The organism is Pseudomonas promysalinigenes (genome assembly GCF_014269025.2).
Lineage (GTDB): Bacteria > Pseudomonadota > Gammaproteobacteria > Pseudomonadales > Pseudomonadaceae > Aquipseudomonas > Aquipseudomonas promysalinigenes.
In genome coordinates, this window is record NZ_CP077094.1 from 2,095,569 (window position 1) to 2,110,402 (window position 14,834).

The 14,834-nt window shown below is 63.0% G+C and carries 14 protein-coding genes; 5 read left to right on the top strand and 9 right to left on the bottom strand.

The genetic code is table 11. The annotated features are described in order from the left end of the window. The first annotated feature begins 19 nt into the window (after positions 1-19). The 4 genes from HU725_RS09585 (at position 20) to HU725_RS09600 (ending at position 4,844) form a co-directional block, all read left to right on the top strand. Positions 20-529, top strand: coding sequence for a sigma-70 family RNA polymerase sigma factor (locus HU725_RS09585; protein WP_060479122.1), 510 nt, complete (start codon positions 20-22; stop codon positions 527-529). After that, complete coding sequence (locus HU725_RS09590; protein ID WP_186477019.1) at positions 529-1,473, top strand: FecR domain-containing protein; 945 nt, start codon at positions 529-531, stop codon at positions 1,471-1,473. Before HU725_RS09585 ends, HU725_RS09590 begins: the two co-directional genes overlap by 1 nt. A gap of 63 nt (positions 1,474-1,536) precedes the next feature. Beyond that, on the top strand, positions 1,537-3,933 hold the full coding sequence (locus HU725_RS09595) for a TonB-dependent receptor (protein WP_186477020.1): 2,397 nt from the start codon (positions 1,537-1,539) through the stop codon (positions 3,931-3,933). A gap of 185 nt (positions 3,934-4,118) precedes the next feature. Then, positions 4,119-4,844, top strand: a complete 726-nt coding sequence (locus HU725_RS09600) for a hypothetical protein (RefSeq protein WP_186477021.1) — start codon at positions 4,119-4,121, stop codon at positions 4,842-4,844. A 63-nt stretch (positions 4,845-4,907) separates the two neighbouring features. Here HU725_RS09600 and HU725_RS09605 read toward each other — a convergent pair whose 3' ends face one another. Further along, positions 4,908-5,345 (bottom strand): carboxymuconolactone decarboxylase family protein, encoded by a 438-nt coding sequence (locus HU725_RS09605; protein ID WP_186477022.1) that lies wholly within the window; start codon positions 5,343-5,345, stop codon positions 4,908-4,910. Positions 5,346-5,541: 196 nt separating this feature from the next. On the opposite strand from HU725_RS09605, the gene HU725_RS09610 reads away from it, so the two are divergent. Further along, positions 5,542-6,738, top strand: a complete 1,197-nt coding sequence (locus tag HU725_RS09610) for a CynX/NimT family MFS transporter (protein WP_186477023.1) — start codon at positions 5,542-5,544, stop codon at positions 6,736-6,738. Here the strand turns inward: HU725_RS09610 and pdxR are convergent. From pdxR to HU725_RS09650, 8 genes are all read right to left on the bottom strand, one after another. Beyond that, a complete protein-coding gene (gene pdxR / locus HU725_RS09615) occupies positions 6,731-8,164 on the bottom strand; it encodes a MocR-like pyridoxine biosynthesis transcription factor PdxR (protein WP_186477024.1) in 1,434 nt (477 codons plus the stop codon). The genes HU725_RS09610 and pdxR overlap by 8 nt on opposite strands. 38 nt (positions 8,165-8,202) lie before the next feature. After that, positions 8,203-8,541: a hypothetical protein gene (locus HU725_RS09620; protein ID WP_186477025.1), complete on the bottom strand. Its 339-nt coding sequence runs from the start codon at positions 8,539-8,541 to the stop codon at positions 8,203-8,205. Positions 8,542-8,704: 163 nt separating this feature from the next. Further along, positions 8,705-9,940, bottom strand: a complete 1,236-nt coding sequence (gene glcF / locus HU725_RS09625; RefSeq protein WP_186477026.1) for a glycolate oxidase subunit GlcF — start codon at positions 9,938-9,940, stop codon at positions 8,705-8,707. 10 nt (positions 9,941-9,950) lie between these two features. Continuing rightward, positions 9,951-11,003, bottom strand: coding sequence for a glycolate oxidase subunit GlcE (glcE, locus tag HU725_RS09630; RefSeq protein ID WP_186477027.1), 1,053 nt, complete (start codon positions 11,001-11,003; stop codon positions 9,951-9,953). Further along, complete coding sequence (gene glcD, locus HU725_RS09635; protein WP_186477028.1) at positions 11,003-12,502, bottom strand: glycolate oxidase subunit GlcD; 1,500 nt, start codon at positions 12,500-12,502, stop codon at positions 11,003-11,005. The genes glcE and glcD overlap by 1 nt, the downstream gene beginning before the upstream one ends. Positions 12,503-12,703: 201 nt before the next feature. Further along, the gene (locus HU725_RS09640) at positions 12,704-13,021 is read right to left on the bottom strand and encodes a DUF2388 domain-containing protein (protein ID WP_060479112.1); all 318 of its coding nucleotides are present in this window, start codon (positions 13,019-13,021) and stop codon (positions 12,704-12,706) included. 100 nt (positions 13,022-13,121) lie between these two features. Next, complete coding sequence (locus HU725_RS09645) at positions 13,122-13,667, bottom strand: hypothetical protein (RefSeq protein WP_186477029.1); 546 nt, start codon at positions 13,665-13,667, stop codon at positions 13,122-13,124. A gap of 154 nt (positions 13,668-13,821) precedes the next feature. Further along, a complete protein-coding gene (locus HU725_RS09650) occupies positions 13,822-14,730 on the bottom strand; it encodes a LysR family transcriptional regulator (RefSeq protein WP_186477030.1) in 909 nt (302 codons plus the stop codon). Positions 14,731-14,834: the final 104 nt, after the last annotated feature.

A 14,834-nucleotide genomic window follows, 5' to 3' on the forward strand; every position in this document is an offset into this window, starting at 1 on the left:
TCACTTGCCGAGCTTCATCATGGTCGACGCCGCGCCGCCTTCCCAGCACAGCCTGCCTGATCTTTACCGTGAACATCGCAGTTGGCTGGAGGCCTGGCTGCGCCGGCGTATGGGCAACGCCTGGGATGCCGCAGACCTCAGCCAGGACACCTTCCTGCGCTTGCTCGCTAGCGCTCAGCCCCTGGCCGAGCTTCGCGAACCCCGTGCCTATCTTCTTACCGTAGGCAAACGGCTGCTCAGCAACTTTCACACAAGGCGCAACCTCGAGAAGGCCTACCTCGAGGCACTGGCACATTTGCCGGAGCAGAGTCTGCCGTCGCCCGAGCAGCGCTGGATACTGCTCGAAACCCTGCAAGCGTTGGATGAACTGCTCGATGGCCTCAAACCAGCAGTGCGCAGGGCTTTTCTCTGGAGTCAGCTCGAAGGCCTGGGCTACTGCGAAATTGCCGAGCGTCTGGGTGTTTCTGAGCGCACGGTCAAACGTTACATGGCGCAGGCCTACGAGCACTGCCTATTGGCTCAGCTGTGATGCACACGCATTCGAAGCAGACGCGCGAGGCCCTACGCGCAGCTGCCTGCTGGCTGGCATTGCTCGAATCCGGTCGGGCTAGCCCGAGCGACCTCGAGCGCCTGGCGCAATGGCGAGGCAGCAACAGCGAACATGAACAGGCCTGGCAAAAAGCGCAGCAGTTGCGCCAGCGCTTTTCGCAATTGCCCCCCGAGTTGGCCATGGCTACCCTAGACCGCCCCCAGGCCAGTCGCCGCGCCTTGCTCAAGCAGGCATTGGGCCTAGCCGCCCTGGCGCCCGCGGCCTGGTTGCTGAGCCGGCAATTGCCGTTAGAGGCATGGACCGCCGATGTGCACACGGCGGTCGGCGAGCGCAGACGGCTGGTTCTAAGTGACGGTACGGTGTTGCAACTGAACACCGATAGTGCGGTCGATCTGAACCTTGAAGGTGCGAGCGTGAAACTGCTGCGTGGCGAGGTAGCTTTGGCAGTGCCCCAGGGGCGCAACCAAGTACTGCAGCAGCCTTATGGGCAAGTAGTTATCAGTGGCGCTGATGTTTGCCTGCACCTGTTCGAACAGGCATGCCGAGTCTCGGTAGTCAAAGGCCAGGCCACGGTGTACCCGTTAAGTGGCGGTGCCGTGGTGCTGCAAGCGGGCCAGCAAACCGATGTGCGGGCCGACGGCCCTGGCCGTGTTGCGGCCCTAGACGATTTGCTGCTGGGCTGGCGCGAGGGCGTGCTGCGCTTGAACGATCGGCCATTGGGCGACCTGCTCAACGAGCTGCGCCGGTATCGCCCCGGTGTGCTGCGTTGGGATCCTGAGTTGGAACGGTTGCGGGTAACAGGCACTTTCCGCCTGGATGATACCGACCGGGTGTTGGCCCTGTTGGCCGCAAGCCTTCCACTGCATGTGCAGACCCACACCCGTTACTGGGTAAGCCTGACGGCGCCAGAAATTCGTGGCTAAGGCTGTCCCCTTTATTCTTCTCACCGGTCATTACCGGTAGAAGAACACTAGGGAGCCTTCTCGATGCCTGCTGTAATGCCACTTTCCACGCGCCACTTGCTGCGTGCCGGGTTCGCCATGAGCCTGTTGTTCAGCACACCACTATGGGCCGCAGACCGAGCGCTGCGCACCTACGAAGTACCTGCTGGCAGCCTGGGCACTGCGCTTACACGCTTCGCCGACCAGGCTGGGGTGAGCCTGTCGCTTGACCCGGCTTTGGTCAGTGGCCAGCAAAGCCTAGGTTTGTCTGGCCGTTACACCCTGGACGAAGGCTTCCTGCAATTGCTGCGCGGCACGGGCCTGCTGTTGCAGCCGGTAGGCGAGGGGGCGTTCACCCTGGTGCCGGCCCCCCAGGACGCGGGTGTGGTGGAGATTGCACCAACCAACATCAGCGGCGGCCAGCTCCAGTTCAACGACGGCCAGCCTTATGCGGGCGGGCAAGTGGCGCGCAAGGGCTCGCAGGGCCTGCTCGGTGCGCGCGACTTCATGGACACACCCTTCAGTATGACCACCTACACCCATGAGTTGGTGAAGAACCAACAGGCTCGCACCTTGAGCGATGTAGTGGCCAGCGACCCCTCGGTGCGTGCGACCAACCCGGCAGGCGGGCGCTTCGAGCAGTTCACCATCCGTGGCTTGAGCCTGTTCAATAGCGATGTGTCCTACAATGGCCTCTACGGCATCCTGCCGACCTATTCGATCGACATGGAGATGGCCGACCGCGTCGACATTCTCAAAGGCCCAAGCCAGCTGATCAATGGCATTTCGCCGCGGGGCAGCGTGGGTGGCGCCATTAACGTGGTCCCCAAGCGCGCTGGCGACAAGCCGATCACCGAGTTCACCGGTAACTACGCTTCCAATAGCCAAGTTGGCGGTGCAGTGGATGTTGGCCGCCGATTCGGTGAGGGTGAGCAGTTCGGCCTGCGCTTCAATGGGGTGAAGCAGGGCGGCGATACCGAGTGGGGCCAGCAGCGCGTGGACCGCGAAATGGCCGTGCTTGGACTGGACTTCAGGGGCGAGCGCCTGCGGCTGTCGGCAGACCTGGGCCACACTGAGCGTGACACCGACGCCCCCCAGGAGCGTGTTTTGGTCGGGGCCAATGCCAGGGTGCCCAGTGCCAGCGATGTACGCCACAACTATGCGCAGCGCTGGAGCCAGGCGCACACCAACGACACCTTCGGCACATTCAATGCCGAGTACGATATCAGCGACTCGCTGATGGCCTACGGCGCATTCGGCGCTCGCGAGAGCCACCACGATTTCCTGCGCCATAATGTGTCGATCATCAACGACGCCGGTGACTTCAGCGTGCAGCCCCGCGACTTCACCCGTGACGAGTCGGTGCGCACCGCCATGGCCGGGGTGCGCAACTGGTTTCATACAGGCCCCGTCAGCCATGAAGTCAATCTGGCCGCCAGCTACTTCTACATGGACTTCACCAACGGCGGCGCACGCTATGCCACGGCCCTGAGCAACCTGTATAACCCCGTCGCTACCCCAACACCGGTCACCCCAACCCGCAGCGATGGTCAGGCTTACACCGAAAATCGGTTCTCCGGGATTGCGCTGGCCGACACACTTGGCTTTGTCGACGATCGACTGCTGCTGACCCTGGGCGCTCGCTGGCAACGGGTGCAGGTGGACGACTGGAGCGATGGGGTCAAGGGCGATACAGCGTATGACGAAGAGAAGGTTTCGCCTTCCGCTGGCCTGCTGCTCAAGGTCACCGACCAGCTTTCGCTCTATGCCAACTATATGGAGGGCTTGAGCCAAGGCAAGATTGCGCCGTCGACTTCGATCAACGAGGACCAGATCTTCCCACCGTTCATCAGCCGTCAGATCGAAGTCGGCGCCAAATATGATCTGGGCCGCGTGGCTTTCACTGCCAGTGCCTTCCGCATACGCCAGCCAGCGTACGAAACCAATGCCACGTCTCGGGTATTCGGCCCCAACGGTAAACGTGAAAATCGTGGAGTGGAACTGAGTGTATTCGGCGAGCCGCTTGACGGTATCCGTGTGCTCGGGGGCGTGATGTTCATCGACAGCGAGCTGACCGGTACGGTCAACGGCGCTTTCGACGGCAACCGCGCCCCGGCAACTCCGCGATACAACATTAACCTGGGCGTGGAATGGGATGTGCCTGGGGTCAACGGTTTGACCCTGACAGGGCGGGGCATTCATTCCAGCTCCCAGTACCTGGACCAGGCCAATAGCAAGCGGATCGACGGCTGGGAACGATTCGACGTGGGCGCGCGCTATGCGTTGAAGCTCGACAGCACTGAGGTCACCCTGCGCGCCAATGTCGAGAATCTGATGGACAAACGTTACTGGGCATCGGCGGGCGCGCCGGACGATAGCGAGCCTGGCTTGACCCTGGCCACCCCGCGTACTTACCTGCTATCGGCAACACTCGGCTTCTGATTCGCCAGCAGACACCGGGCAGCGCGCGGCAACCGTCGGCTACGGCGGCGCTTGGGGCAGGTCAGTCACATTTGCGGTTTCACGTCGGCAGGCAGCGTGGCTTCGAGGGCTTGCCTGGCGGCGTTGAACTTGTCACCCTTTGCGCCGGATCGATTGTTCATGCCGTGACAGAAGGAAGCACGCTCTTGAGCTGGGAAAAAATCGGCAAAACCCTGGTTGCCATGTTGCTTGGCCTGATGGTCTTGCTGGTGGCCTATGTGCTGGTCACAAACCAGCCAAGGCTCGAGGCGACGCTGACCTACGCCTACCTGACCTATCCCAGCCAGTTCAGCGAGCGCATCAGCAAGGCCAATGACCAGCTCAAGTACGAGCAGTTGCAGCCACGGGTCAATAGCATCAGTGGCGGCGCGTTGAATCAATACCAGATCGACAAGTTGATCGAAATGGCCCAGGCCCCTTATGCGCAACTGTTTGCCAAGCCCTTCGAAGCCGGGCTGGTCGATCATCGCACCGGGTTGCTCATCGACCTGCAGAACCTGGGTGACAGCGATGTGCGTGAGGTAAAAGTACGTCTACCAGCCAAAGGCCTGGTGCAGGTGCGTGATGCAGCTGGCAACGACACGTTGTACGAAGCGGCCACAGCCCAGGTGCTGATACCTCTGATCGAAAAGGGCGGGGCGTGCAAGGTCTGGGTGTACTTCGACGCCGACTACTCGCAGATCCGTCAAGGTGGCATAGGCGTGAGCTTCGCCGGGGGCGAAGCGGACATCCGAGTCTATCGGGAGTTCACCGGTTTCCCTGCGCTGGTTGCGCGCTACAGTCGGGAGCTGGTGGGGTTGTTGGCGGTCACCTTGCTGTGTGTGCTGATGATGGGTTACGTCTGCCTGAGCCGCCGACGCACCCTTGCCTGAGCGGTCGTGGGGCCGAACGCTGCAAGGCAGCGCCTCGATCCCACGGCCGATTTCAGGTTCGGCTCAGGCCGGGGCCATCGCGAACCCTACGCCGAAGCGGTTCCAGGCATTGATAGTGGCAATGGCAAAGGTCAGGTTGACCACTTCAGCGGGTTCGAAGTGAGCGTGCAATGCCTGATATTCGGCTTGTGGCGCACCGCGCTCGGGCAGCCGGGTCAGGCATTCCAGCCATGCCAATGCGGCACGTTCACGGGCGCTGAAGTAAGGGGTTTCCTGCCAGACGCACAATGTTTGCAAGCGCGCCTCGGTTTCACCGGCCTTGCGCGCATCATTGGCATGCACGTTCACACAGTAGGCGCAGCCATTGATTTGCGAGGCACGCAGGCGCACCAGTTCCAGTAGGGAGTTTTCCAGCCCGCTCTGGGCCAAAGCCTGCTCGAGCCCGACCATGGCTTTGTAGGCTTGCGGCGAGTGTTTGGCCCATTCGATACGGTCGTTCATAAGTGCTCCAGGGGTCTGTTGTGGACTTGGCCCTACATTAGCCGCCGTCGCCTGCATGCCCCATAGCCAATCGCGCGGTTTGCCGGGAGGCCAATCGGGTTATTCAGGTGGCCACTGACCTGCATCCAATCTCTTCATTTCTACCCTGACCTCCCAGACAGGATAATCAGGCGGTCTTGTTCGGAGTGGATGTGTGATGAGAGTGGCGTTGAACCTGTTGCTGATGATCGTGCTGGCAGTGAACCTGAGGCCGATCCTCACCAGTATCGGGCCGTTGCTTGGGCCGATGCGTGCCAGTACCGGCTTGGGCTACCAGCAAGCGGCGCTGCTTACTGCGCTGCCAGTGCTGTGCATGGGCCTGGTGCCGTTACTGCAGCCTTGGCTAAGACGCTGGGTCAGCGAACATGGCGGAATGCTGGCCGGCCTCAGCGCCATTGCCCTGGCTTGCCTGTGGCGGCTGCAGTTGGACAGTGCCTGGGCACTGGTTGCCAGCGCGGTACTGGCGGGAATCGGCGTGGCGGTGGTACAGGGCATGATGCCCGGGCTGGTCAATCGCTGGTTCCCCACCCGTTTGGCTGGGTGCATGGGCCTGTACTCGGCGGCGCTGATGAGTGGCGGAGGTCTGGCAGCGATGCTGGGGCCGCGGGTTAGCGAGCACTTCGGCCATTGGCAGGCCGGGCTTGGTCTGTGGGTGATTCCAGCGGTGCTGGCGATACTCGCCTGGGCCGTGCTGCGCCCTCGGTCACCCGTGCCGATGCTCAGCAGTGCCCGCAGCGGGCATTGGTTCAGCTCTCCCAGGGCCTGGTTGCTGGCGCTGTATTTCGGCCTGATCAACGGCGGCTACACCAGCATGGTCGCCTGGCTGCCAGCTTTTCATCTGGAACACGGCGGTACGGCGCAAGGTGGCGGCGACCTGGTCGGGCTGATGACCCTGTTCCAGGTTTGCGGTGCCTTGGGCTTACCCTTGTTGCTGCGCGGCGTCACCGACCGCCGCCCAGGTCTGTGGCTGGCTCTGGGAGTACAGCTTGCAGGTTTTGTTGGGCTACTGCTGGCGCCGACCATGGCCACGGGGCTATGGGTGGCGATGATTGGTTTCGGCTTGGGTGCCTGTTTCAGCCTCAGCTTGACCTTGACTCTGGAGCACCTCAAGGCACCCGCCGAGGCCGGTAGCCTCGCGGCGTTCGTGCAGGGCATCGGGTTCATCATCACTGGGATCGTGCCCTATATTGCCGGTTGGTTACGCGATATGAGCGGCGACTTCCAGGCATCCTGGACGCTGTTGACCGTCACGGTGCTGGCGATGTTGCTGGTGACCGCGCGTTTCACCCCGCGTGGCTACGCAGCGGCGCTGGCGCGACCTGCGCCGGATGACCGAGTGGCCCAGATCAACTGAGCATCTGCAGGGTGTCGCGGACCCGATCCAACGCCGGGTCGATGTCCAGCAATTCGATGGCGCCAAACCCCATCAGCAGCCCTGGGCGTACCGGTGCTTGGCTGAAGAAAGGTGCTAGAGAATACAGGCCAACCTGTACATTGCGGGCCAGTTTGGTCAGCAACCCGATATCTACACCTGGCTGGGCAAGGGCGCTCAGGTGGAAGCCGGCACTGGCCGGCACCGCGCTCAACCAAGGCGACAAGTCGTCGTCCAGCCGCGCCAGGATTCGTGCCCGGCGGGCGCTGTAGATATCGTGGCAGCGGCGAATGTGTTTGTTCAGGTGGCCTTCGGCTATGAAGCGCGCCAGCGCCCACTGCAACAATGTCGGGCTATGCCAGTCACTCAGGTGTTTGGCCACGCTGGCGGCGCCGAGCACCGCCGGGGGGAGCACCGCGTAACCCAGGCGCAGTTCTGGCAGCAAGGTCTTGGAAAAGGTCCCGACATAGGCCACCAGCCCGTGCCGGTCCAGCCGCTGCAGGGCATCGGCTGGCGGGCCCTGGTAGCGAAACTCGCAGTCGTAATCATCCTCGATGATCACCGCGCCGAGTTCTGCGGCCCGCGTCAACAGGGCCTGGCGGCGAGGCTCGCTCATCGGCATGCCGAGCGGAAACTGGTGCGAGGGTGTCACGTAGATCAAGCGGGTGCCATCGGCAATGTGCGAAACGCACATGCCCTGATCGTCCACGGGTACCGATTGCACCTTCGCGCCCTGCGCCAGGAACAGTTGCCGCGCCGGTGGGTAGCCAGGGTCTTCCATGGCCACTTGGTAACCTGGCTCGACCAGCACCCGGGCAATCAGGTCCAGGGCCTGCTGTGCGCCATTGCTGACCAAGATGTCTGCCGCACTGCAATGTACTCCGCGCGCATAGGCGATATGGTGGGCGATGGCCTCACGCAGTTCGGGCAAACCCTGGGCAGCGAACTGCCGCTCAGGATGGCGCTGGCTGCGGCGCAGGGCGTAATTCAGGCAGCTACGCCACTGGTCGAAGGGAAACTGCGCTTTGCTTGAAGCGCCACCGACGAAGTCGTAGCGCGACGGCGCCTCCTGCCCACGCCCGGCGAGCACCGTGGCCCGTTGCTGCCAGCGTTGCAGCGTCGCCGCCGCCGCAAGTGGCACCGTGCGTACTTCGCCGCTTGGCAGCGGTACGCGAGGCGTGATGAACGTGCCGCGGCCGACCACACCGCTGAGCAGGTTTTCGTAGGTCAGCCTGGAATAGGCTTCAGCCACGGTTTTGCGCGACACCCCCAGTTGCGCTGCCAGCAGCCGGGTCGGCGGCAGTTGTGTGCCTGCGGCCAGATGGCCGCTATCGATGCCGGCGCGTAGCTGTTGGTAGAGCTGGTCGGCCAGGCCTTTGCGGCCGTCCAGGCGGATATGCAATTCCATGATCGGTTTCCAAGCGCAAGAGCGCTCAGAATAGCGGATCACAAGCGTGTGGTGCTTACCGTGATGTACCCTTTGGCGCCCAGCGCGATGCGTATCACCGTCTCATCTGCCAGGGCCTTGCGTTTTTGCTTGATGCACACTCCTTTGACCCCAACAGCGCGCATCTGGAAGCTGACGGCCCGCCCGCAGGGGTCGAAGAAGATCTCGCTGGCCAGTAGTTCGATGCGTTCGACCAATTGCCGAGTGCGCTCGTCGGTGGCGCAGAAAAACAGCACGCCTGAGAGGTGAGGGTCTTCGTCGGGGTTGCTGATGTCGTGAGCCAGCAATTCGCGCAGGGCACTGCGCAGTTCGGCGGTGGTGCGGGTGTCTGGGTGCATGCGCAGCCTCCTCGGGTTCGATGGCTGAAGCATGTTTTTGCTGGCTCACAGCCGCAAGTAAGGCACATCCGCATCTTCTGTAGGAAAGTTCTGAGGGCGATGGGCGTTGGAGGAGGACCGAGCGATCCAGCCTGCGCGGTGCCTGCGGACGATCACCGCCTGGCTAAGCGGGATCGATGTCCGGTTGCAGGGCAGCCTCGACGACTTCTATCCAGTGCTGGACCGGCGTGCGCGCGGCCGCGTCCAGGTGGGTCTGGCAACCGATGTTGGCGGTGACGATGACCTGGGGTCTGCCGCTTTCCAACGCATTGAGCCGGTTGTCGCGAAGTTGTCGCGACAGCTCAGGCTGGGTCAGCGAGTAGGTACCGGCCGAGCCACAGCACAAGTGCCCATCGGCTACGGGAGTGAGCGTGAAGCCCAAGCGTGACAGCAGGCTTTCTACTTGGCCGCCAAGCTTGAGGGCATGCTGCAGGGTGCATGGGCAGTGAAAGGCCACGCGCTGCTCGGGGCACAGGCCGAGCCTTTCGAGCGGCTCGTTGCCAAGCACTTCGACCAGGTCCCGGGACAGTGCGCTGACCCGTGCAGCCTTGGCCGCGTAGTGCGGGTCTTGTTTGAGCAGGTGGCCATAATCGCGCACGAACGCACCGCAGCCGCTGGCAGTTTGCACGATGGCCTCAGCCCCGGCCTCGACTGCCGGCCACCACGCATCGATGTTGCGCCGAGCGCGTTGCAGGCCTTGTTGGTGGGCATCAAGGTGGTAGTCCACGGCGCCGCAGCAACCGGCTTGGTAGGCTGGCTCCACGCTGATGCCCAAGCGATCCAGCAGCCGCGCGGTGGCGGCATTGGTGTTGGGTGAGAAGGCCGCCTGTACGCAGCCTTCGAGCAACAGCACTCGCCGGGCGTGACGGGGCGCTGGCCGTTTGCCGGCAGGTGCTACCCGAGCTGGCAGCTTGCACCTGAGGCTGGCCGGCAGCAGCGGCCGCAAGGCTTGGCCAGTGCGGGTCAGCGTTTTGAACAGCGCAGGATGCGGCACGACTGCGCGCAGGCCCAAGCGCAGCAGGCGCTGACCGAGCGTGCGCGGCACTTTTTGCGTCAGCACGGCGCGGCCGATATCCAGCAAGTGGTGATACTGCACCCCTGATGGGCAGGTGGTTTCACAGCTGCGACAGCTCAGGCAGCGGTCCAGATGCAGTTGGGTACTGGCGGTGGCTGGTTCACCCTCCAGTACTTGTTTGATCAGATAGATACGCCCCCGCGGGCCATCGAGCTCGTCGCCGAGCAGTTGATAGGTCGGGCAGGTGGCCGTGCAGAAGCCGCAGTGTACGCACGAGCGCAGAATGCTTTCGGCCTCGTCGCCACGGGCCAGCTGCTTGGCGCTATCGCTCAGGTGGGTTTGCATGGGTGGGTGCTCACAAATCGGGGTACAAACGGCCAGGGTTGAATACACCCTGGGGGTCGAGTTGCTGCTTGAGGGCGCGGTGGTAGCGCATCAGTGCTGCGGGCAGCGGTGCCGTGCTGTCATCACCTGGGAAATAGCCGGTGGCGTGACCACCGACCGTGGCGAGCTGCTTACGAATCAGCTCGGCCGGCGCGCTAGACTTGAGCCAGCGTTGTGCGCCGCCCCAGTCGATCAGTTGCGGCCCTGGCAGGTCGACTTCTGCGGTGGCGCTCGGCAGCGACAGCCGCCATAGGGGGGCGGGGTCATCAAAGAATGCCAGGCGCTGCTCCCGCAGATCGCTCCAGAACAGGCTATCGAGCAGCTCGCCACCCAGGCGCCGATAGGCCGACTGCACTGAACCTTCACCACCCTCCAGGCGTAGGTACAAGGTTTCGCCTTCATGGCAGGCGGCGCTGATCGGCAATGGTTGCTGGCCCCACTTGGCCAGCTCGGCCAGCGCCTGATGGCGACTCATCGGCATGCGCAGGCTCAAGCATTGGCGCGGGCGCGGCAGCACTTTCAACGATACCTCCGTGACCAGCCCCAAGCAGCCGAAGCTGCCAGCCAGCAAGCGTGACACGTCATAGCCTGCTACGTTTTTCATCACCTCGCCGCCAAAGCGCAGGAGTTTGCCGTGGCCGGTGATCACCCGTGTCCCAAGTACGTAGTCTCTTACCGCTCCTGCCCAAGGGCGGCGCGGGCCGGACAACCCGGCCGCGACCATGCCGCCAAGGGTCGCCTCATCGCTCAGGTGGGGTGGCTCGCACGGCAGCATCTGCCCAGCCTCGTGCAGCGCTGCTTCGATTTCCACCAGCGGGGTGCCGGCTCGGGCGGTGAGCACCAATTCGGTCGGGTCGTAACTGACCAGGCCGCGGTGGCAGCGAGTATCGAGCACCTCGCCCTCCACCCTACGGCCAAGCATGGCTTTACTGTTGCCTCCCTGGATGCGCAGCGCCGTGCCGTGCTTGAGGGCCTGATTGACCTGATCCAGCCAGTCCTGGCTGACATCGCAGTCCATGCTCATCAGAAACGCTCCAGATCGGGGAAGGGCAATTGCCCGTGGTGCACATGCAAAGCGCCGAATTCAGCGCAGCGCTGCAACGTGGGGATGTTTTTGCCTGGATTGAGCAGCCCTTGTGGGTCGAAAGCCGCCTTCACGGCGTGAAACAGGGTGATCTCGTCGCTGTTGAACTGCGCGCACATCTGGTTGATCTTCTCGCGACCGACCCCATGCTCACCGGTGATGCTGCCGCCTACTGCCACGCACAGCTCCAGGATGCGCCCGCCGATTGCCTCGGCGCGCTCCAGTTCCCCCGGCTGATTGGCATCGAACAGGATCAACGGATGCATGTTGCCGTCGCCGGCATGGAACACGTTGGCCACACGCAAGCCGTAGGTTTCGCTAAGTTCACTGATGCCTTTGAGTACTCGCGGCAGTTCCCGGCGCGGGATGGTGCCGTCCATGCAGTAGTAATCCGGCGCAAGCCGTCCCACCGCTGGGAAAGCATTCTTGCGACCGGCCCAGAAGCGCACACGTTCCGCTTCGTCGCAGGCCAGGCGTACATCCCGGGCGCCGGCTTGCTTGAGTACCTCGCCCACGCGCTCGCAGTCCTCCTGCACGTCGGCTTCCACGCCGTCGAGTTCGCACAACAGAATGGCGGCTGCCTCCACGGGGTAACCGGCATGGATGAATGCTTCGGCCGCGCGGATCGCCAGGTTGTCCATCATCTCCAGGCCCCCGGGGATGATGCCGGCAGCAATGATTTGAGCCACCGCGCGGCCCGCATCCTCGACGCAGTCGAAGCTGGCAAGCAGCACCCGAGCCATCTGAGGCCTGGGCAGTAGCTTGACGGTGACTTCGGTGACGATGCCGAGCATGCCCTCGGAGCCGGTGAACAGTGCCAGTAAATCGAAACCCGGGCTGTCCAGGGCGTCACTGCCTAGCGTCAGGCGTTCGCCTTCGATGGTGAGCACCTCGACCTTGAGCAGATTGTGCACGGTCAAGCCGTATTTCAAGCAGTGCACACCGCCTGCATTCTCCGCGACGTTACCGCCGATCGAGCAAGCGATCTGCGACGACGGATCGGGTGCGTAGTACAGGCCATGGGGCGCAGCGGCTTGCGAGATGGCGAGGTTGCGTATCCCGGGCTGCACACGGGCGAAGCGGCCTTCTGGGTTGACTTCAAGGATGCGGTTCAACCGTGCCATCACCAGCAGAATCCCTTGAGCCAGCGGCAGTGCACCGCCTGATAGACCGGTGCCGGCGCCGCGTGCCACCACCGGCACGCCACGCTGATGACAAAGCTTGAGCAAGACCTGCACCTGTTCGAACCGCTCGGGCAGCACCACCAGAAGCGGCACGGTTCGGTAAGCCGAAAGGCCATCACATTCGTAGGGTTTGAGGTCTTCAGTGCGGTGCAGGATGTGCAGGTCGGGCAAGGCATCACGCAAAGCTTGCAGCAACGCGTGCTGATCAACGTTGGGCAACGCTCCATCGACACGCGGGTCGTAGAGGATGTTCATGGGCTGCACTCGATGGCTTTTGTTTTTATTGGCAAGCCGACCAGTCCCTGCCAAGGTTGCGCGCTGCAGGGCAGAGCGGGGCGAACGACTGAGTATAGAAGACCGGTTTGAATTAGCGCAGGCGCTGCAGGGAAGGCTCGACACCTTGGGTGCCTATCGTTTGGCAACCAAGATGTCGAGGGTCAGGGGTTGGGATGAATATCAATGATGGGCCAGGGGGTCATCCTGGGAAAGAATGGCTTTGGCCAACTCTTCATCACTGGCTTGCAAGCCAGGGTTGTCCTTACGCACCTGCTCCAGCGCGGACTCGACATAGGCGCCACGGATGCTACCACCGCTGGCCACGAACGCAGAAAGCTCGTCGCGTGCAGGGATGATGCGTTTATCGTCTTTGAAGGTGGAATACAGCGATGCGGAAACACCTGCCGAAGTTGCCACGTCGCCCGCATCAACGCGGGCCAGGGCAGCACCGGCAGGCAACAGAAGCAGCAGCGCAGGGGCAATGAGTAGGTGGCGCATGTCGAGTTCTCCAGTAGCAGCAAGCATTAGGGAAGAAACCACTCTTCCATAGGATAGCGCCGCACTGGCGGGAGTTCCCTATGCCGGACCCCGGTTGTCGTTACACCTTGCCGCTCAGCAAACGTTGCAGGGACTGATCGAAATCGCGCAGGGCGTCGGCTTTTGCCGCTGCTTCGTTTTCCAGTAGCCGTGCCGTGCTGTCGACATTTTTGCGTGCTCGCCCTTCGGCGCGGCCGATGTAGCTGAGTTGGCTGTCGAAAAAGCGCGCCACCACACGGCTCTCGACGTCGGCTGTGGCCAGGCGGCTTTCGCTGTCCAGCAGCACGATCACATCCGGCTGGTCGGCCAGCAGGCTGTCGAGGTCTTCATAGAACCTAACCTCGGCGAACTGTTGCGCCAGCGAATGCGCTAGCCAGTCGTAGGCTTGGCTACCCCCGCGCAGGGTGGCCACTGCAATACTGCGCGGCGGCGCTGCAGTCTGCGCCTGCCCTCGGTGCTGTTGCAGATAGCCAAGGGTAGTTTGCGTGTCGCGCCCCAACAGCACGGCCACATGTTGCCCCGGCGCCAGGGCGAGGCTGGAAAGGGCGGTGGCTGAATAGAAATGCCCTTCAGGCTCGGCGCCCGAAGGCTGGCCGAGGTGGTGCACCCCGCCAGGGCAGCGAACAAAGCGAGCAAGGCAGCGAGCATGCCGGTTTTCATGGGTAGCGTCTCATCGATCCGTGGATGCCGCCATCTTGCGCCGGTCGTCCCAGCAGCGGAACTCGATGGCATTCATGGTGGCTATCGACAAGGTCGATGGATCAGCTTGGGCTGGCCATATATTGCAGGATGCGCTCGCGCAGCCAGCGCTCGGCAGGGTCGTTGTCTTGGGCACCACTCCACACCATCGACAACTCGGCTTCGGAGATCTCGAACGGGGCGGGGTCGGCTCGCAGATTGCCATCGTCGGCCAGTGCGCAGGCGGCGTAGTCGGGCACGGTGGCGATCATTTCGGTATTGCGCAGCAGGGCGCGCAGGCTGCCGAACTGCGGCACAGCCAGCACTACCTTGCGGCAGCGGCCTATCCGCGCCAAATCCAGGTCGATGTTGCCACTCATGTCACCGGAGAACGACACCATCACATGGGGGCGGGCGCAGTACTCGTCGAGCGTCAATGGGCCGGGGCGGTCGTCAGCACGCAGTACTCTCACGCCGATATCGCGCAATTTGCGCCGTTTGGCAGTGGCCGGCAGATCGGTGGTGTAGCTGATGCCCACCGAAATCTCGCCGCTGGCCAACAGGCCTGGCATCAACAGAAAGTTGGCGCGGCGCACTACCACACTGATGTCCGGCGCCTCTTCGCGCAAGGCTTGCAGCAGGGCGGGGAACAGGCCGAACTCGGCGTCATCCGACAGGCCCAGACGGAACTGATTGCAGCTGCTGGCCGGGTCGAAGTCGCGGGCGCGGCTGATGGCAGAAGAAATCACATCCATCGCTGGCCCCAATTCAGCGAAAATTTGCAGGGCCCGCGGCGTCGGCTCCATGGCGCGGCCGCTGCGGATCAATAGCGGGTCGTCGAACAGTTCGCGCAGCCGGGCCAGCGCAGCGCTGACGGTGGATTGCGTAATGAACAGCTTTTCGCCGACGCGGGTCAGGTTGCGCTCGATCATCAAGGCTTCGAACAGCACCAGCAGGTTCATGTCGACACGGCGCAGGTCGTTGCGGTTCATGGGGCTTGGCTCACCGGGGCAGAGGGGTTGGCTGTGTATTGAAGCACGTCGGCGGCCGTTGTGCAGAAGATGAATGCGTCGCGGCTATCAGCCTGCTAGAGCCA

Excerpts from the sequence above, each read along its gene's own strand:
- glcD (WP_186477028.1), bottom strand. The coding sequence starts at position 12,502 with ATGAACATCCTCTACGACCCGCGTGTCGATGGAGCGTTGCCCAACGTT.
- pdxR (WP_186477024.1), bottom strand. The coding sequence starts at position 8,164 with ATGGAATTGCATATCCGCCTGGACGGCCGCAAAGGCCTGGCCGACCAG.
- HU725_RS09610 (WP_186477023.1), top strand. The coding sequence starts at position 5,542 with ATGAGAGTGGCGTTGAACCTGTTGCTGATGATCGTGCTGGCAGTGAAC.
- HU725_RS09650 (WP_186477030.1), bottom strand. The coding sequence starts at position 14,730 with ATGAACCGCAACGACCTGCGCCGTGTCGACATGAACCTGCTGGTGCTG.
- HU725_RS09640 (WP_060479112.1), bottom strand. The coding sequence starts at position 13,021 with ATGCGCCACCTACTCATTGCCCCTGCGCTGCTGCTTCTGTTGCCTGCC.
- HU725_RS09585 (WP_060479122.1), top strand. The coding sequence starts at position 20 with ATGGTCGACGCCGCGCCGCCTTCCCAGCACAGCCTGCCTGATCTTTAC.
- HU725_RS09590 (WP_186477019.1), top strand. The coding sequence starts at position 529 with ATGCACACGCATTCGAAGCAGACGCGCGAGGCCCTACGCGCAGCTGCC.
- HU725_RS09595 (WP_186477020.1), top strand. The coding sequence starts at position 1,537 with ATGCCTGCTGTAATGCCACTTTCCACGCGCCACTTGCTGCGTGCCGGG.
- HU725_RS09605 (WP_186477022.1), bottom strand. The coding sequence starts at position 5,345 with ATGAACGACCGTATCGAATGGGCCAAACACTCGCCGCAAGCCTACAAA.
- glcF (WP_186477026.1), bottom strand. The coding sequence starts at position 9,940 with ATGCAAACCCACCTGAGCGATAGCGCCAAGCAGCTGGCCCGTGGCGAC.
- HU725_RS09620 (WP_186477025.1), bottom strand. The coding sequence starts at position 8,541 with ATGCACCCAGACACCCGCACCACCGCCGAACTGCGCAGTGCCCTGCGC.
- glcE (WP_186477027.1), bottom strand. The coding sequence starts at position 11,003 with ATGAGCATGGACTGCGATGTCAGCCAGGACTGGCTGGATCAGGTCAAT.